10 protein-coding genes are annotated in these 19,970 nt (G+C 45.8%); 5 read left to right on the top strand and 5 right to left on the bottom strand.

Annotated elements, in window-relative coordinates; all coding sequences use genetic code 11:
• Positions 1-453: 453 nt before the first annotated feature.
• On the bottom strand, positions 454-5,934 hold the full coding sequence (locus F0364_RS21010) for a DUF7619 domain-containing protein (protein ID WP_153799784.1): 5,481 nt from the start codon (positions 5,932-5,934) through the stop codon (positions 454-456).
• An 18-nt stretch (positions 5,935-5,952) separates the two neighbouring features.
• Here F0364_RS21010 and F0364_RS21005 point away from each other — a divergent pair, with 18 nt between their 5' ends.
• The 3 genes from F0364_RS21005 (at position 5,953) to F0364_RS20995 (ending at position 9,181) form a co-directional block, all read left to right on the top strand.
• On the top strand, positions 5,953-6,261 hold the full coding sequence (locus F0364_RS21005; RefSeq protein ID WP_153799783.1) for a hypothetical protein: 309 nt from the start codon (positions 5,953-5,955) through the stop codon (positions 6,259-6,261).
• Between the two features lie 239 nt (positions 6,262-6,500).
• The gene (locus tag F0364_RS21000) at positions 6,501-8,456 is read left to right on the top strand and encodes a tetratricopeptide repeat-containing sensor histidine kinase (RefSeq protein WP_153799782.1); all 1,956 of its coding nucleotides are present in this window, start codon (positions 6,501-6,503) and stop codon (positions 8,454-8,456) included.
• Between the two features lie 56 nt (positions 8,457-8,512).
• The gene (locus F0364_RS20995) at positions 8,513-9,181 is read left to right on the top strand and encodes a response regulator transcription factor (protein WP_153799781.1); all 669 of its coding nucleotides are present in this window, start codon (positions 8,513-8,515) and stop codon (positions 9,179-9,181) included.
• 153 nt (positions 9,182-9,334) lie between these two features.
• On the opposite strand, the gene F0364_RS20990 is transcribed toward F0364_RS20995, so the two are convergent.
• Both F0364_RS20990 and F0364_RS20985 read right to left on the bottom strand, forming a co-directional pair.
• Positions 9,335-9,916 carry a TetR/AcrR family transcriptional regulator gene (locus tag F0364_RS20990; RefSeq protein ID WP_153799780.1) on the bottom strand — a complete coding sequence of 194 codons (582 nt, stop codon included), beginning with the start codon at positions 9,914-9,916 and terminating at the stop codon, positions 9,335-9,337.
• 64 nt (positions 9,917-9,980) lie between these two features.
• Positions 9,981-10,730, bottom strand: coding sequence for an SDR family NAD(P)-dependent oxidoreductase (locus F0364_RS20985; protein ID WP_153799779.1), 750 nt, complete (start codon positions 10,728-10,730; stop codon positions 9,981-9,983).
• A 497-nt stretch (positions 10,731-11,227) separates the two neighbouring features.
• Here F0364_RS20985 and F0364_RS20980 point away from each other — a divergent pair, with 497 nt between their 5' ends.
• Complete coding sequence (locus F0364_RS20980) at positions 11,228-13,687, top strand: glycoside hydrolase family 95 protein (protein ID WP_153799778.1); 2,460 nt, start codon at positions 11,228-11,230, stop codon at positions 13,685-13,687.
• Between the two features lie 517 nt (positions 13,688-14,204).
• Positions 14,205-15,752, top strand: coding sequence for a glycoside hydrolase family 43 protein (locus tag F0364_RS20975; protein WP_153799777.1), 1,548 nt, complete (start codon positions 14,205-14,207; stop codon positions 15,750-15,752).
• Positions 15,753-16,117: 365 nt separating this feature from the next.
• Here F0364_RS20975 and F0364_RS20970 read toward each other — a convergent pair whose 3' ends face one another.
• Together F0364_RS20970 and F0364_RS20965 are read right to left on the bottom strand one after the other, a co-directional pair.
• Positions 16,118-18,478 carry a glycoside hydrolase family 127 protein gene (locus F0364_RS20970; protein WP_153799776.1) on the bottom strand — a complete coding sequence of 787 codons (2,361 nt, stop codon included), beginning with the start codon at positions 18,476-18,478 and terminating at the stop codon, positions 16,118-16,120.
• A 369-nt stretch (positions 18,479-18,847) separates the two neighbouring features.
• Positions 18,848-19,954, bottom strand: a complete 1,107-nt coding sequence (locus F0364_RS20965; protein WP_153799775.1) for an alpha/beta hydrolase — start codon at positions 19,952-19,954, stop codon at positions 18,848-18,850.
• Positions 19,955-19,970 lie beyond the last annotated feature (16 nt).

The following is a 19,970-nucleotide window of genomic DNA, read 5'->3' as shown; positions in this document are numbered from 1 at the left end:
GGGATTAATTTTTAGACTTTGTAAAACTTTTTTATGAACAGGTATATTGCGGTATTTGAAAATAAGCAACTGGTTAGACTGTTGGAGTCAGCCGTGGAAAATGATTGCTATTAAGCTTTGCCCGCAGGGTGGTTTAGCCAGCAAGTGATAAGACCTGCAGGGTTTATGCGACTTTTCAGCGGCGCCAACTTAAGATGTTTCTGGCGCCAAAGGCGGCAGAAACCCTCCCCTACCCGGGCTAAAAAGCTGCGTAGCGAATCCAGCCGTTGAAGAGTGCGACGCAACGGAAGCCTCCTGGTAGTTCCTGCTGCCGGGCCCATAAAAAAATTACCAGTTACAACTTGTTCGGAGATTATCAACCTCGGAGAAGGCATTTGCCACGCTGGCTTTTTAACTAAAAAGCAAGAGGCTGCCCATATTAAGGCAACCTCTTTACTTTAGAACACCCCCGGATTAATAAACCACCAGCTTGACGGTTTGCTTTTCCGCCGGACTGGTAATTTCGAAAAAGTAGATACCACTTTTTAAAGCACTGATGTTATAGTTACCGGACATATTTACCGGGAACTGCGCTACCCACTTGCCGGTTATATCCGTTACTGTAATGCTGTTAACCCTTGCACTGTGTTGGATGTGCACAAAACCCCTGGCCGGATTAGGATAAACTTTTAGTACCGCGTTGCTGGCAGACGCCCTTGTTAAAACAACCACGTTACTGTAGGCAAAGCGGCCATCTTTATCAACCTGCTTTAGCCTGTACCAGGTACGCTCCAATGGTTTGGCATCTGCATATTCGTAAGTGATGGCCTGCTGGCTATTGCCGTTAACAGCTTTTGATGCCACAAAACCATCCTGCGTAAACTGCCTGCCATCAGTGCTTTTTTCAATGTAAAAGCCTTTGTTGTTATTCTCCATAACGGTTGACCAGTTGAGCCTGTTGACTTTGCCCTCGTTTACGCCGGCGAGTGGCAGCATGTTTACCGGCAGTGTTTTACCTGTTGTTAACGTAGCTTCTGACTGTGCTGCTTTAGCTTCAACATTGCCCACAGAATCTACCGCAACCACATAAAAATTATAGGTGGTGGAGGGTGCTGCCTTAAAGGTTACGGAATCCCGTATTTCACCTATTTCAAGATAGTCGCCACCATCTCTTGAAGCATACAGTTTATAGTGTTCTACGCCGCTTGCCGCATCGTTACCTTTTACTTTTATAACGATAGTGGTATCGTTGGCAAGCCTGGCATCATCAATGGATGAGCTGGGGTTGCGGTTGTCTAATATGTTCACCCAGGCATCTGTTGCTATTGGTTCATTGTTATCGAAGATGATGGTGGCTTTGTTGCTGATAGTTGTTCCATCGGCAAGGCCATCCTTCAGGTTAACGGAATAGTTTAGATAACCGTCACCTTCGGGCGCTGTTTTATTGGGTGGCAGGAAGCCGGTAAGCGGGTTATCCGGCACATCGCCTGTTTTCCTGTCAATGGTGGTAAATACGGCCCTCAATATGCCGGTGGCAGTATCTAACTTGATGATGGGGCGCACAGCGAGATCGTTACTGATATTAACGTCGGTTACAAACTCTTTTCTGTCAAGCGGCAGGCTGAATGATCTAAGGCCCACACCAAAGGAATTTATTTTAAAGCTGGAGAGGTCGAACAGCTTTTTGTCTAATGTGTCAATAATGGTTACTACTTGCGCGGCTGCGGTTGCTGTATCAACATTCTCGAAGAAGATATTGTAGTTGATGAGCTTTTCATTGCCATTAATGTAGCGCTTGCTGCCATAGCCGGTAGGGCCAACTTTGGCGTTGGGGTCCATTGAGCCGCCTGCGTCAGGTTTTTTACGGTCTTTATCTTTGCCATCAGGACATTTTTCGTAAGCGTATTGTTCCATCTGCACAATATCATATCCATCAAGCGGAATATCGGTCATCCATTCCACAGCCTCTAACTCAACCGCCAGCGGCGCCAATACGCCTGTTGCAGCCAATGCTTCCGGGCCGCAGTTTTTTACAAGCCCTGCAAAAGATTTTACTGTTGAACCCATAAAGGCGGCAACGTCCCAGCCATTGCTGATACCCCATATAGTTGAGGTGATGGGAAGTGACAGTGTTTTTAATACATTCCAGCCACAGTCAACAACCGGTATTTTGTTGAGCAGGATATTGCCGTATGTATAGCCTCTGCGTATTCTTGCTTTCCAGCAATCGGTAACCCAATCGAACATAGGAGAACCGCTGAAAGGCCCGTTTACCCATACATGCATCTGGCCTACCTGGTTATGCGGCAGGAAGCGGATTTTAAAATTAAGGTCCCTGTAGCCGCCATTGGGTATATTTGATACAAAGAAACCCCTTAAATAACCATCTGTAGGATAGCCGCCTTTAATGCTGGTATGGATTACCTCAGGCAGCGTATCCGGCGAAACGCCAGGCGTTGTTACCGGGTAAACAATACTGTCCAGCCTGGTTACTTCAATCCAGTCTGATGAAAGCATATACACTTCTGTAATACCGGCATTTACATTGCCATCGTTATGAACCCTTACTGTGTACAGGTAGTCAGTATTGTTTCTTACGCTTTGCCGGCCTATCAGCTCTATGCGCAGCTTGTCTCTTCTGCCTTCAAGTGTAAAGCCGCCGGGATAATGATAACTGCTGTCTTTGGTGACTATATCTACATCATAAGCGCCGGGCTCGGCATCATGCAGGTTGAAAATACTGCCATAGATATTAGCATACGGGCTTACACCGGAAGCGGAATCCGTATATACTTTGCCGCCCCTGGTCAGCGTAACCCTGAGCGATTTATCAAGCCCGCCGCCATATACATTGAACACAACATTGCCCTGGCCGCCTTTAAGCGGCGTATACTTTTCCAGGCCTTTTACAGTAAAGCCTGCTTTGGCTGTATCAGTAAAACTGCAACCGGCTACTGTGTTGTTATAGGCCACCAGTTTTACTTCGTAATAACCGGGGCCATACGTGGTAAGAGGTGCATACCTGTTGGTGTTGGTTGAGCCATTTGCCATATCCCACAGGTAGCTGTCTGCACGGGCGGAACTGTTGCTGAACCCAAATGTATTGCCCGTTCTTACATACTCAAAAGCGGCTTTGGGCTGGCGGCCAATTACCTGCTGTTGCATGGAGTAGCTGAAGGATTGGTTATCCGCATACACCAATATATACAAAGAATCTTTTGGCATGCAGTTAAACAGGAGCGTATCATTAATTGTTTCACCTGGCTTTACATCTGTCCTGTTCAATAACACTTTGTTCAGCAGTTCGCCCCTGCTGTAATTGAACACATACATGCGCAGGTAACCATTGCTTCCGCCCGTGTTTTTAGCCTGTACAAAAAACTTAACCGTACCGGATTCTGAAATGCCCATCCTGTAGTAATCATGGCTATCATAATTACCGTTAACGGTATAGCCTATATGGCCGTATAGCGTATCCTTTCTGCCAAAGGCAAAAGCTTCTTCGAAAGTATTGTTTGGCTCCCTGTCGTTAGGGCTTTGGTCGTTTAACACATAAGAAGCATTGTAGCTGAATGACTGGTTATCCGCATACATAAGCAGGTACAAAGTATCCGCGTCACGGGAGTAAATATTAAGCGTATCGTACACTGTTTGGGCCGGCGCTACATCTGTCTTGTTAGCCACAACCCTGTTAAGCAGTTCCCTGCCGGATTTATCAAATACATACACACGCAGGTAGCCATTCGAGCCACCGGTATTGGTGCCTGCCAGGCGCAAGTGGAAAGTGCCGTCAGCCGGCAACAGGGTTTTGTAATAATCACGGGAATCATATACGCCATTGGTAGTATAGCCAATATGCCCTTTCAGCACTGTTTTTTCATTAAACAAAGCGGCCTGGGCAAATGCATCATTAATGCCGTTATCATTTTCACTTCTGTCAATTAACTGGTATTGTAAACTGTAACTAAAAGACTGGTTGTCTGAATATACCTGGAAGTACATTGTATCCATACCCCGTGAAAAGATGCTGATGGTATCGTACACCGTTGCACCCGGCGCTACATCTGTTTTATTGTTCAGTACCCTGTTTAACAGTTCCCTGCCAGATTTATCAAATACATAGAGCCTTAAATAGCCATTAGAGCCGCCGGTATTGGTGCCTGCAACAGATATCTTCATCGTACCATCATCCGGCAGTAAGGATCTGTAATAATCCCGGAAATCGTAAACGCCATCAGTGGTATAGCCGCTATGCCCCAGCAATACGTCGCCTTCATTAAATAAAGTAGCCTGGGCCATGGTATTGTTCGGCTCCGCATCAACAGGGCTTTGTGTGGTAAGCTCGTACCGCAGGTGATAATTGAACGACTGGTTATCCGCATACACTAAAAAATACATGCTATCCGCACCACGGGAATAAATATGGAGGGTATCATAAACGGCAGCACCCGCGGCTACATCTGTTTTATTATTCAACACCCTGTTTAACAACTCCCTGCCAGATTTATCAAAGAAATACAAACGCAGGTAACCGTTGGCGGCGCCGGTGTTCTTTCCATCAACAATTATTTTTACAGTACCATCGGCGCTAAGGCCGGTTTTGTAATAATCACGGGAATCGTACACACCATTGGATGTATAGCCAATATTGCCGGTTAAAGTATCTGTTTCATTAAAAACACCAGCTTCGCCAAATGTGTTATTAGGCTCTTTGTCACTTTGTGTTATACCTGTTAACGAGTAGCTGAAATTGTAGCTGAAGGAACGGTTATCCGCATACACCAAAAAGTAAAATGTTTCACCAGAGCGGCTTGGAACATTGATAATTTCAGAAACTGTTGCCAGGTGCGCTACATTGGTGGTATTGCCTATAACACGGTTAACCAGTTCCCTGCCGCTTTTATCATATACATATAACCTAAGATACCCGCTGCTGCCACCCGTATTGGTGCCACTGATATTTACACGCAGGTTGCCATCCGCGGTAATGGCAGATTGATAATAGTCCCTTGCATCATATACGCCATTTGTTGTGTAACCAATATGCCCTTCGTTAACATCGCTTTCTGAAAAAGTTGTGGCTTCCGCTGTTGAATTATTAGGCTCCCTGTCATTCGTGCTTTTGTCAATAAGGCTGTACTGCAGGTTATAACTGAACGACTGGTTATCCGCATACAGCAGGAAGTACATGGTATCGGCGCCACGGGAATAAATATTCACCGTGTCGCTAACCGTTTGGCCCGGCGCCACATCTGTTTTATTGTTTACCACACGGTTTAACAACTCACGGCCGCTTTTGTCAAAAACATACAATCTTAAATAACCGTTGCTGCCGCCAGTATTAACACCGGATACGGCTATTTTAACCGTGCCATCCTCTGCCAGCGTGGTTTTATAGTAATCATGCGAGTCATACGCACCATCGGCAGTATAACCAACATGGCCCTTCTGCACCGCAGCTTCATTAAATTTTATGGCCTGGGCAAAGTTGTTGTTGGGTTCTTTGTCATTGGGGCTTTTGCTGGCAATATCATAGCGCAGCGTGTAGCCAAAGGGCTGGTTATCCGCGTACAGTAAAAAATACATACTGTCTGCCCCGCGGGAATAAATGTTAACCGTGTCATGCACGGTTGCACCGGCGCTAACATCTGTTCTGTTGGCAATAACACGGTTAAGCAATTCACGCCCGGACTTATCATAAAAATACAGGCGCAGGTAGCCATTGGCGGCCCCTGTGTTGGTAGCGCTCACAATTATTTTAACCGTACCGTCAGCGGCAAGTTTCGTTGAAAAATAGTCACGTTGGTCACTGAGGGATACATCGCCTTTTTTAACGGAGGCTTCGTTAAGCGTATCAGCCGTTTGAAAGCTGTTATTAGATTCCCGCTCCTGCACCTGGGCTTGCACAATGCCGCAAAGCAGAAGAAAAATCATAATGGGTAAGATTCTTTTCATAAGCGAAATTTTAAAGGCATGAATGATAAGGATGTTCGTTTGTTGATGTGGTTCATTTTTTTTGATAAAGGGGTTAGGGCCGAAAATATTTTTGGCCAGCAATTCAATTTCATTGGATTAAAGTGGAGTGTTGTTCCGGGATTGGACAAGATGTTTTTCCAGGATACCAACTGTGGGTTTTCATGGCATCGCCTGTTGCGTCGCAAGCACTTCATCGTTCAGTTGTTGTGGCGACTTTTAAGCGAAGGGTTTTACTACATTTACTACCCTGCCATTACGATACAAATGTGGGTAGTATTAAAAATTACAGCAATACTCAATTTGTAGTAGGCTGAAGTACACAACTGTTTTATCAGTTATTTTTATAAAGCGGTAAATAAACCAGGATAACTGATACAGCGCAAGCAGCACAATGCTATAAGGGCCTGCTACAAGGGGCTGAAAAGACGCCCAATGAACCAGGCGATGAACGGATTGCGACGCAACAGGCGATTCCACAAGGTACAACTGCCGGTATCCTGAAAATTTTCTCAGGCATTATCACCACCATTTAACCATAACCAGGTATGTGGCGTTTTATTGTTTTGTTTTATTTAGCTTTTACACTGTCATTAGCAGGCGCTGCCCAAACAAAACTGATTGACAGCCTGAGGCAGGATATTTACCGTGCCCGGACAGACAGTGAAAAACTAAAAGCCATGTTAGCCCTTTGCGAGGAACACCAAAGCATGAACAGGGATACGCTTGACCACTATGCCGTACAGGCGCAAGACCTTGCTTTGAAAAGCGGCAACAGCAGGAGCATAGGCATGGCTAAACTGGCCATGGCCTACGATTACATGCGCTGGGGCTGGATTGACAGCGCCCTTGCTGAGTTGGAACCAGAAATAAAAAAACATACTGTTGGCAATGATAACAGCCGCGACATTTACTTTAAGCTGGCGAGGCAACAGGCCATGTGTTATGGACAGCAATCCGTGTATAAGAACGCCCTGGCTATACTTTACGAAATAGTAAGCCAGGCAGAACGTTATAAAGATTCCGCAGTGCTCGGCGCCAATTACAACACCATTGGTTCTATCGCAATAGCCAGGGGCCAGGCAAACGAAGCCATGCAATGGTTTGAAAAAGCACTTGCGGTATCTCCCGACCGCCCCGTTTTCTGGCGCAACCGGGCTGCCATTTTTACCAATATGGCCAATGCTTACTATGCATCCGATAAAAAAGATTCTTCGCAGTATTGCCTAAACATTTCGTTACCGCTTGCCAGGCGGGTAGAAAACCTGAATACGCTGGCTACCGCGTTAAGAATTCAATCCAATGTATATATACACAGTAATAAACTTGCGCAGGCGGAACAAGCCCTTAAAGAAATGATTGAAGTACGCCAGAGTACCAACCTTAACACATCGCTTGTTGTGGACGACAACCTGCTGCTGGTTGATTTTTACAACAGTACCGGCCAAACAAAAAGGGCCATAGAAATGTTGAAGCAGTGGCTGCAAACGGGCGACCTGTATGCCAAGAATGGTGAGGGCAAAGTGTTTAACAACAAAACAAACATACGCCTGCTGTACTATGAAGCACTGGCTAACTGCTATAAACAAATTGGTAACAATGCACTTTACCAGCAGACCCTGGAAAACCTGGTTGCAGCCAAGGATTCATTTTATGAAGCCAATTCCGCCGAGGCGATTGCCGAACTGCAAACGAGGTATGAAGTACAAAAAAAGGAGAACACCATTATTCAGCAAAAGCTTGACCTGGTAAAGAAAAATAACCTGCTATACGGCACCCTGGGTTTTTTGTTCTTTATCTGCGTAATAGGCTGGCTGGTATTCAGCAATTATAAAAAACGCCAGCGGCTAAAGCTGGAATTATTGCAGGAAGAAGAAAAACTACGTTCGAAAGAGGCTGTAAAAGAAGCAGAAGAAAAAGAACGAAAACGCATTGCGGCAGACCTGCACGATAACCTGGGTGTTTACGCCGCTTCTGTAGTAAGCAACCTGGAATTTATACAGCAGGAGAGTATGGACAAACAGAGTGTGGTAGCCATGCAGGAGCTGCGCAACAACAGCCGGGCCATGGTGTCGCAACTGAGTGATACCATCTGGGTGCTGAAAAAAGATGAGCTATCATTAACGGGCATTAGCGACAGGGTTAAAGTATTTGTACAGCGGTTACAACCCAGCTACCCCAATGTAACAATAGAGGTATTGGAACAGTTGGATGAAGATGTATTGCTACCTTCAACCCATGCTTACCACCTGTTCCGCATTATACAGGAAGCGGCAAACAATGCGTTGAAACATAGCAAGTGCACCAGGATAAATATTATGATAGCTAACAACAGGATTGAGGTGACAGACAATGGTATTGGCATGCCGGAAACACACCACCGGACACCTGGAAATGGATTGGCAAATATGCAGGAACGTGCTGCCCTTGCAGGCTGGAACATAAGCTGGGAAAAAGCTGCAGGTGGCGGCACACAGGTAATAATAACCCAGCCGGAGCAGTAAAACATACTACAAATTGATTATTGCTTTACTCCTTTTCATTATTGAACTTTGTTATTATGCCTTTTAAAATAGCGCTGGCGGAAGATAACCCCATTAACAGGAACAGTTTTATGCAGAAAATTAAACTGCATGGCAACATGCAGTTGGTATTTTCCGCACATAACGGCAACCACTGTTTGGAAGAACTGGCAGGCCTGCCCCACAACAACCTGCCGCAGGTTTTGTTTATGGATATTGAAATGCCCGAACTGGATGGCATTGAAACGATACGTATGGCAAAATCCCTGTACCCGCAAATACATTACATAGTACTCACCGTATTTGATGATGATGAAAAAATTTTTGAAGCCATAAAAGCCGGGGCATCTGGCTACCTGCTTAAACACGATCCGGCAACGGTACTGGAAGAAGCCATTATTAATGTGCTGGAATATGGCGGCGCCCCGATGAGCCCGGCCATAGCAAGAAAAGCGCTGCAACTGCTAAGCGTATCCCCACAACCAGCGGAAAAACAGCAGGGTACAACGCTGCCATCAACACTTACCGAGCGTGAAAAAGAAGTGCTTCAGCACATGGTAAGCGGCTGGGATGCCAAACGCATCAGCAGCGAACTGAACATCAGTGTGCTCACCATCCGCAAGCATATTGCTAATGTGTATGATAAGCTTCATGTAAACTCCAAAGCGCAGGCCATTAGCCTTGCACATAAGCAAAAGTGGTTTTAGCAAAATGGCGGAAGAACTTCGGATATCCGCTAAATCAAGCCATTACGCTATTGCAGATTTTACACTCACGAGAAAAGTAGAAAGAACTGTACGCAAAATTTTGACATTGCTTCTACGTTGTTACAGTTTCACGCCGGCAGGTAAAGCGTATTGTCAATACAAAACAAGAAGTGTGGTATTAATGATATCGTTGAAATAGTTACGGTTTGCGGTTGATTTAACTGACACCTGCAAACCCTTAACAGTGTTCATCAGAAAACGCGTAAGCGCCTGTGGATCTGCAGAAGTGGTAAGCTCTCCGCTTTTCTGGCCATCTTTGATTACTTTAAGAAAAACTTTTTCGAGTTGTTGCTCATTTTGACATAGCATTCCACTGATCTCTTCGTCATGCGTAGCCAGCTCCACGCCTGCATTCACCGAAAAGCAACCTTTGCGCTGCTTATCTCCAAGCAAATCGCCTACAACCAGGTTAAGCAGTTCCCTTACGGCTTCTTTTGCTGTTGCAGACTCTTTGATGAGCGTGCAAAGCTGTCCACCATACTGCTGTTGGTACAGCTCAAGTGCTTTTATATAAAGCTGGCGCTTATCGCCAAAAGTATCATACAAGCTGGAGCGGCTGATGCCAAGGCCATCAATCAGATCCTGCATGGAAGTACCGTTATACCCTTTGTCCCAAAATAAATTCATGGCTTTTTTAAGTACTTCCTCCTCGTTGAATTCTTTGCTTCTTGCCATATTTAAAACAGCTTTGCCCTTTTTTGGGCAAAGCTACTCTTTTTACACCAAGACCCTTCACCGCTCAGCGGACGCCGCCGCTGGCAATAATTGTCTCCCCTGTAAGCCACCTGGAATCATCAGATGCCAGGAACACGGCAATGGGGGCAATATCATCCGGCTGCCCTATACGGCCCAGCGGAGTAGTCTTAACCAAATCGGTCTGAAAATCACTTCCGATAAAGCCCGCTGCATGGGTACCTTCTGTTTCTACCATGCCCGGGTTGATGGAGTTTACCCGGATATTTTTAGGGCCCAATTCTTTGGATAATACCTGTGTAATGGAATCAACAGCCCCTTTGGTGCCCGTATACACAGAACTTCCGGGAGGAGTTATCCTTGTAGCCGTTGACCCAATATTAATTACGCTGCCGCCATTATCCCCAAACCTTTTTACAGCACCCTGCGTGGCAAGCAGTAAACCAAGTACATTGATATTAAACTGGCGGTGAAATTCATCTTCTGTAATCTGCTCTAAAGTACCGAACTGGTAAACACCCGCATTGTTTACCAACACATTTACGTTGCCAAATGCAGCCTCTGTTTCGGCAAATAAACGTTCAACATCCACTGCCTTTGATACATCACCCTGCACGGCAAGGGCTTTGCCACCCGCAGACACTATTTCCTCTACCACTTTTTCAGCCCCTTCTTTCGCTGATGCATAATTAACCACTACGGCCGCGCCTTCCGCTGCCAGGCTTTTTGCGATACCTGCGCCTATTCCTTTGGAAGCGCCTGTTACAACCGCCACTTTGTTTTGCAATTTTTTCATGTTATAAACGTTCATTCTGTTTTAGGAATGAACAGTCCAAAATTATAACATTTTTTGGAACACTCGTTCCTATATTGAAAAAAAATTTTTCTCCCCCTTCCCACACCTAAACGGAATGGTATTTAAGAGACCTTAATTGGTTACAGTGCTGATCCGGCAATAATCTCCGCAAACAAGATAAAAATGGCATATAGAAAATTGCTTAAACCACATCAGTCCCAAAAAAATATCGCTACTTTCGAATTGTACAATTGACAAATATCCGGGTTGCCAGATGTTAAACTCAGCAACTTTAGGACAAGCTTGATTTATCTTCGGATAAATTCCTAAAAACACCCAATACATCAATGCAGCATACATGCTTGGCCATCATAACCTTAAAGGGCTCATATTATTATCCAGTAACCAGGACGCGGCCAGGCACAATGGACCTTATCAAAAAGTGCCTCTGTCGTTTAAAGAAAAATAACCGATAACTACGCATCAATATCAGCTACATGAAAAAAACAACGTTTGCCTTTTTATTGCTTGTTACAACAGTTTGCTTTTCACAATCAAAACCTGCCCTGAAATTGTGGTACAATCGTCCCTCTGGCCAAACTTGGGAAAATGCCTTGCCTATAGGAAATGGCAGGCTTGGGGCAATGGTTTATGGTAATGTCCAGAAAGAAGTCATCCAGTTAAATGAGCATACCCTATGGAGCGGCAGCCCCAACCGTAATGATAACCCGCTGGCGCTGGATTCTTTGGCTGTTTTAAGGCAACTTATATTTGATGGTAAACAAAAACAGGCGGAAGACATAGCTAACCGTGTAATTATCTCAAAAAAATCACATGGCCAGATGTTTCAACCGGCAGGTAGCCTGCTGCTGAAGTTTGAGGGCCATGAAACTTATGAAAACTACTACCGGGAACTGGATATTGAAAAAGCGGTAGCCAAAACCTCTTACTCCGTTGGGGGTGTTACCTATACCCGGGAGGTATTGGCTTCTTTTCCAGACCGGGTTATTGCTATGCGGCTAACTGCCGGCAAACCTGCCAGCATTTCATTTACAGCTTCTTTTGCAACCCCGCAGCCAAATGCCAAAGTACTAACCACTGAGGCAAAAGATTTAACCATTAGCGGCACCACTATGGATCATGAAGGGGTAAAAGGGATGATAAGGTTTAAAGGTATTGTACGCATTAAATTGGAAGGCGGCAGCCTTTATGCCAATGACACCTCCTTGCGGGTTGACAAAGCCAATGCCGCGACTGTCTATATTTCTATTGCCACCAACTTTAACAACTACCATGATATATCGGGCGATGAAAACACCCGTGCTGCATATTACCTGAACAAGGCTTACCCTAAAACTTTCGCATCCATCGCAGGGCCGCATGTAACGGCATATCAAAAATATTTCAACAGGGTTAAACTTAACCTGGGCAGCACAAATGCGGCAAACCTGCCAACGGATGAACGCTTGAAGAACTTTAACACGGTAAACGATCCCCAGCTTGTCACACTTTATTACCAATATGGCCGCTACCTGCTTATCTCTTCTTCGCAACCGGGTGGCCAGCCGGCCAACCTTCAGGGCATCTGGAATGGATTCATCCGCCCGCCGTGGGATAGCAAATACACCATTAACATCAATGCCGAAATGAATTACTGGCCCGCGGAAAAAACAAACCTTGCGGAACTGCACCAGCCCTTTTTGGATATGGTAAAAGACATGTCGGTTACAGGGCAGCAAACAGCCAGGGATATGTATGGCGCAAGGGGCTGGATGGCTCACCACAATACGGACATCTGGCGGGCTACAGGCGCTGTTGACGGGGCTTTGTGGGGCGTTTGGAGCGCTGCCGGGGGCTGGACAAGCCAACACCTTTGGGAGCACTATCTCTACAGCGGCGACAAAGATTTCCTTGCATCCATTTATCCTGTGCTTAAAGGCGCTGCCACCTTTTATGTTGATTTCCTGGTGCAGCACCCCAGTCATCCATGGCTTGTGATAAACCCCGATATGTCGCCCGAAAATGCACCAGGGGCTCACCAGGGTTCATCCCTTGACGCAGGCACAACCATGACGAACCAGATCATATTCGATATATTCTCTTCAACTATACGCACTGCTGAAATACTTAAAAAAGATTTAGCCTTTGCCGACACGCTTAGGCAAATGCGCAAAAAGCTGCCCCCCATGCACATAGGGCAGCATGGCCAATTGCAGGAATGGTTAGACGATATTGATGACCCTAAAGACAACCACAGGCATATCTCCCATCTTTATGGCCTCTTTCCTTCCAACCAAATTTCGCCCTACCGCACGCCGGAATTGTTCAGCGCTTCAAAAACAACGCTTACACACAGGGGTGACATTTCAACCGGCTGGAGCATGGGCTGGAAAGTAAACTGGTGGGCAAGAATGCTGGATGGCAACCACGCATATAAGCTTATCCAAAACCAGCTTACACCCGTTGGCACAAATGAAGCTGGCGGGGGCACTTACAACAACCTGTTCGACGCTCATCCCCCATTTCAGATAGACGGCAACTTTGGCTGTACATCCGGCATTACAGAAATGCTTATGCAAAGTGCCGGCGGCGATATACACCTGCTGCCTGCCCTGCCAGATGCATGGCCTTCGGGCAGCATCAGCGGGCTGCGTGCCATCGGGGGATTTGAAATAGTTAACATGGAATGGAAAGATGCACAACTGGTAAAAGTTACCATCAGGTCAACCCTTGGGGGCAACCTCCGCCTGCGTGTACCAAACGGTATAAAGTCAGCGGCAGGGGGCACATTAAAGCTTGCCGGTGGCATCAACAGCAATCCGTTTTTTGCGTTGGAAGATATTCCGGCGCCAATTATATCGGCAAGCGCTAACGTGTCAACGCTTCCCGTTAACCGTACAAAACTTTATGATATAGCAACCCGTAAGGGGCAGCTTTACACGTTTGTTAAAGATTAAAAGCACCTGGTGGGCGCATAAGCGGCTGTTGTAACCTGCAATAAGAAATTTTTCAGGGGGTGTCCCTCGTACCTCGGGTCGGGCTTTCCGCTGCTACTCCGGCACAAAAGCCCTGGCTGCGATGGCTTCACCGGGGTATCCGCTGCAATCCCTCACCCGGGTGCAGCACGCTGCTTTTTTTGCTGCCAGGTTTTGTGCAAAGTACAGCTATCGTGTGTACACAAATATTAAATAGAACACGTATTGAAAGGATAAGAAGGATTTTAATGCTGCAATGCAGCATTATCCGTGCTAATCCATACTTTTCTTAGCTTGTAAGCCTGACTTCTTAATGGAGGTCTTCGCATTTTGCGAAAAAAAACCTGAAAATCCATTGAACCCGTGTCATCCGTGTTCCTTTTCTTTCGGCGAAAAGGTGTGTATACACGATAGCAAAGTACAGGGCAACGCAACAACCTGCTTTGCATGCTTTATCGTAGTTGCAAATTATAACACCGCATACAAAACATAATTCCTTATGCCCACACAACGCGACAAAATATGCTGGCTTTGCCTGGCACTGATGTTAATGCTTGCTCAGGTCAAAGCCCAAAAAGTTCACAGCGATAATGGCGATGGCACCTACACCAATCCTGTTATACCTGCCGATTTTCCTGACCCGGATGTAATCAGGGTGGGCGACACATATTATATGGTTACCACTACCATGTTCGTATTTCCCGGCGTTACCATTTTAAAATCCCAGGACCTGGTAAACTGGGAATACTGCAGCAATGCCGTACCGCGGTTTGACTTTAGCAAGTGCTACAATCTTGACAGTTGCAACAGGTATGGCCATGGGCAGTGGGCCACCAGCATTAAGTTCCATAACGGAAAGTTTTACCTGCTTTTTATTACGCTTGACGAAGGGGGCTTTATGTGCACCGCCGATAAGGCGGAAGGCCCATGGCAAATAACCCATTTGCCCAAAGGCTTTTACGATCCGGGGTTATTCTTTGATGACGACGGAAAGATTTATGTGGCGCAGGGATACAACAAAATTTCCATAACCGAAGTTGATAAAAACCTGCACCCGGTCGGCCCGGATTCCCTGGTCTTTACGGGAGATATACGCAAGGGCCTCGAAGGGGCCCACGTGTACAAGCTGAATGGTTTTTATTATTTGTACTGCACATACGGAGGGCTGGATGGCATGCAGGTTGCGTTGCGCTCAAAAAATATTTACGGGCCTTATGAACAAAAGCTCCTGATTTATGATACTACCAGGGGCATAAATTTCGGGATACACCAGGGGGCATTGATACAAACACAAACCGGCGAATGGTGGACGATGTTGTTTGTGGACAGTGGCCCTTTTGGCCGTTTCCCTTCGTTGCAGCCAGTTACCTGGGTAGATGACTGGCCTATGATTGGAGTTAACGGCAAAGCGGTTGTTACCCACAAAAAACCGGATGTGGGCAAAACATATCCCATCAAAGATTTCCCAACATCGGATGAATTTGACAACAGAACGCTGGGCATGCAGTGGGCATGGAACCACAACCCGGATTCCACAAAATGGTCCCTTACCCAAAAACCGGGCTTTTTACGGTTAGCAACTGCGGGCATTACCAACAACTTTAAGATGGCACGTAACACGCTTACACAAAGGCCTTTTGCCAAACGTGACCAAACCATACCCACCGTTGCTGTTGCTAAAATAAATGTGGGCAACATGAAGGATGGAGATATAGCCGGACTGGCCCTGTTACAGGAGCCGTATGCTTTTGTTGGTGTAAAACAGGTGGATGGCAGCAAGTATATCGTTATGGTTAATGATGGAAAAACGGTTGACTCTGTTGCCGTAAAATCAAAAACACTTTATTTTAAAACCCTTGCATCCAACGCTTCAGCAAAAGCAGTTTTTGAATACAGTACTGATAATAAAACATTTAAACCCCTGGGCAATGAACTGGCTATGCGCTTTAGTTTAAAAATATTTACGGGCAACAAGTTTTGCCTGTTCAATTATGCAACACAGCAAACCGGCGGTTATGTAGATGTGGACTGGATAAGGATTGAATAAAAGGCAACCGGCCTTAAAACAAAAAACTTTGCTGCAGGGGCATTACAGTATAGCGGGTGCATTGCAAATTTTCGCTTAGATAAAAGCTTAATAGTATTGTTGCAGATCAACGTAGTTACCAATTTGCTGCTTTGCCACGCAAATTGCGCAACCAGCGATGCCACAGGGCTATGTCGCCGGCCACCAAAAAATACCTGGTAGCTTAATATTAAAATTTGAAATACTCTCCGGTTTGGCTGTTTATAAAATCCCTTGCAGCAGGTTTCCCCTTACCGGTTTGTAGGATCAACATCCCCGTTAAGCAGTAAGCCAAAGCGGCCAATTACCACAACTCCCTGTTCCCAAAAACTCAGCTACCATTTCCTTTAGTCCTTCACCAACCTCACATAATATACGCCCCCGGCAGTGTTTCCCTGCTGCGATTGAAATTTTACCCGTATGGTGTTCTTATCCTTTACCATCGCACCAGGTATCGCATACTTTATATCAAAAAATTTTGACTGGTTCCACCGGCCGGTATTATCTTCTGTTACCAGTTTTTCATCATCAATATAAATGTCAAATTTCCTGCTGCCCCATTCGGCGCCCCAATAACGGATTATCAAAGTCAAACTGCTTTCCTTATTGGTTGAAAGGTTATAACTGAAATAACCATCCTCAAATGCTTCACGAAAGAACTGGTCATGCGCATTTCCCTTTCTTGATTTATCGCTCTGCAAGGCATGGTCAACTTCTGGTTGTTGCTCACCGGGGGCAACAAAATCAACCGTCCTGTTTTGCAGGGCCACCATTTCTTTTTCTTCCGCCGCAATGGAATCAAGATAAGAGCGATAACCGGCATTGGATAAGGCCATCCAGTAAAGCATATACCGCGCATCATGTACCTCGTAAAACGGTTGCAGTTCCATATCCATACCGTTCATTACTTTCAAACCGGTAACGGTAAAATGCAGTGGCTTATCCTTTACAGGTTTTAATGCGCCGGTAATAGAAGGTTTATCATCCGCGATTATAACCGGCGCTTTATCCACGGGCAATTTTTTACCGCCGGCAATATGCGCCCAGCGGCCATCATCCGCAACCAGGCCTTTTAAATCTTCAGTGCCTGTTTTGGCTGCCAGCACTATAGGGCCATGCAGCATCGCTGCATAATCAGGCACATTGGGCAACTGTTCTATGGTATTGTGCATAGGCAGTTTCACTTCCACTACATCACCTTTCTTCCACAACCTGTTGATAGCAATGTAAGAAGAGGGATGCCTGACAAATGATATGGCTTTACCATTAACCTTAATTTCCAATTCTCCATCTTTCACCCATGACGGGTAACGCACCATTAGTGTAAAATGCGAGCTGCCTTTTGCGATCAGCAATTTTGTTTGTTCTTTATAAGGAAAACCGGTTTGCTGTTCTATGGTTATCCCTTTCTGTTTCCAGTTAAGCCGGGATGCTATAAAAAGGTTGACAAACAATGAGTCATGCTGGTGTGTATAGATAAATTCATTGTATTTGCTATGGTTTTCCATACCGCTGCCTACACAACACCACATGGCTTCGTTGGGGGCGGAATATACCCTATAGCTTCTTGGCCGCACCGGCGTAAAATACACATAGCCCCCATTAACCGGGTGCTGTGTGGACAGGATATGGTTATACAAAGCTCTTTCGTAATAATCTGCATACTTTGCCAGGCCGTTTAACCTGAATAAATCTTCCGACAGTTTCAGCATGTTATAGGAGTTGCAGGACTCCGGCCCTTCCACATCATGAATAAAATCTGTACACGCTGCAACAGCGGGAAAAAACTCCCTCCTGCTGTTGCCGCCGAATGCTAATGTGCGGTTAGCGGTTACTGTTTGCCAAAAGAATTCCCCAGCCTTTAAAAAGTTATCGTCACGGGTCAATTCGCCAATCCTGGCAAAGCCAACGGCTTTAGGCACCTGCGTGTTGGCATGCCTGTTATCAAGGTTGTCATTACCTTGTGCCATCGCGTCCAGCAGCATGCGGTGAGAGAAGCGTTTGGCCGCCGTTAAGTATTTTTCACTGCCTGTTATTTGATAAGCATCCGCGAAAGTTTCATTCATCCCGCCATGCTCCATATCCAGCATGGATTGCATTTGTTCATCCGTAAACCCAGACGTAATATTGATTGCCCAGTCGCAGAACTTTACAAACATAATTTTCGCGTCTGCATTACCGGTATACAACCATGCATCACGCAGGCCCGCATACGTTTTATGCACATTATACCAGGGCACCCAGGCGCCGTTAAATGCTTTCAAATCGCCATTTTTAAACGTTCCCCAAATTATATTGCTGTTAGGCACCGCACCCACATATCCTGTTGCCCAATCCGGGTGGTTCTTTGCATTTGCATCCTGGCAGGTTTTAAGTTCCGCAATCACGTACTCCATTCTTCGTTTGCATTCCGCACTGCCGGTAGCGGCGTTCATTGCAAGCGCTGACAGGTAATGGCCGCCAACATGGCCATCCAGCCCTTCCCAGTTGCGGTAGCTGGAATCTTTGGGGGTTAACCCTGCCTCCTTACGATAACCGGCAAGCAGGCGGTCAACATTATACTTCAACAATGTTTGTATGTTTACATCGCGGGCATGCTTAAACGGGCCGTCCAGCAAGGCAACATCGCTTAATGGAAATTCGTTGGGATACAATTTATCCTGGGCATGGGCATTTAAAAAAAATACACCCATGCTAAAAAATGCCATGACAAACAGTTTCACTTTACCACAGCCCTTCGCCAGGGAAAATGTACTGTAACGCTTACTAACAATATCCCTCATAATCCATTTTATTTTTGTACGAGCCGCATTTATATTTTGTACTTAGCTGCGTTGCTGCTATCATCGTCCCTTGTGTCACTCACTTGTACTGCAGAATATATTGCGGCATTGTGCAACCTGCTTATACTTTTTCTGCCGCTTTGCAACAAAACAAAAATAAGGTGAACGTTGCAGGGCTAAGAACAGAAGTATAAAGTGCGGCCCTGAGTCGCCACTCCTGCACATGTTCAATTAACACCGCATAACAGTAATGTAGCTGATCTTAGAGACTTGCCCTTGCCACACATTTTTCTTTCATCTAAACAACATAGGAGCCAGTTGGTACAGGCTGCGGCGCCATGTTAAAAACTCATGCGCTGTGTTAGGCGAAACATAAGAAGCCACATTATACCCTGCCTGTTTTAATTTATCGGCGGCTTCTTTTACGCGGTCAGGGTTTTCCTTGCTGCCGCAACTTAAAAAGATGAGTTTTACTTTAGACTTGTCTTTGATATCTTCCGGCGCATACACGCCACCGCTCAACAAAGCATAATGAGAAAACACTTCCGGTTTATTGAGTGTAATCATGCGGGTTTCCATACCGCCCATTGATAAACCCGCCATGGCGCGGTTGGGCTGATTGGCAAGGGTGCGGAAATGGGTATCAATATAGGGAATCAGTTCATCTGTAAGCACCGTTTGAAATGTATCAATTTTAAAATCCCTGATGCGGCCCCATTTTACTTCGTTGGTCATGCCATAAGTCATTACAATAATAAAAGGGTTTATTTTCCCTTCTGCAATAAGGTTGTCCATAATCAGGTTGGCATGCCCCTGGTTGGCCCATGCTGTTTCATCTTCCCCCCAGCCATGCTGCAGGTAAAGCACGGGATACGCCTTACTATCTTTTTCATAACCCGGGGGTGTATATACAAATGCCCGGCGTGAGGTATTGGTGGCTTTTGAAGGGAACAGCACCTGCGCAACATTACCATGGGGTACATCTTTCACTGCATAAAAGTCCCGGTCATGCGCCGGTATTTCAATACCGCTTTCCCAGCGTGTGGAACCAAAAAAATTCATTGCGCCGGGGTCGTTGAATTTACCGCCGTCAATGGTAAGGTTATAATAGTGAAACCCTTCGTCCATCGGCCCTTCCGTAGTGCCTGTCCAGGTGCTGTCGGGCATTTGCGTAAGCACTGTACCCCCGCGGCCCCCTAATCCTAAACTCACTTTTACACTTTTAGCAAAGGGTGCCACCACGCGAAACCGGGCGTACCCCTGGGAGTTCACCTGCGGGTATTGCTGCCCTGGCTGGTTGAGTTCAGAAGGTTTAAAGTCTTCAACAATTTTATCCTGCGCAAAACCTGCCCCCGCAACCAGTATTGCCGCGGCCAGCATGATGATGTTTTTCATTTTCATTGTACTTTTTATTTTT

Origin of the sequence: Foetidibacter luteolus, from assembly GCF_009650435.1 — a bacterium.
In the GTDB taxonomy this organism is placed as follows: domain Bacteria; phylum Bacteroidota; class Bacteroidia; order Chitinophagales; family Chitinophagaceae; genus Foetidibacter; species Foetidibacter luteolus.
The sequence above is the reverse complement of the archived record's forward strand: the minus strand, read 5'-3'. Positions and strand labels throughout refer to the sequence as shown.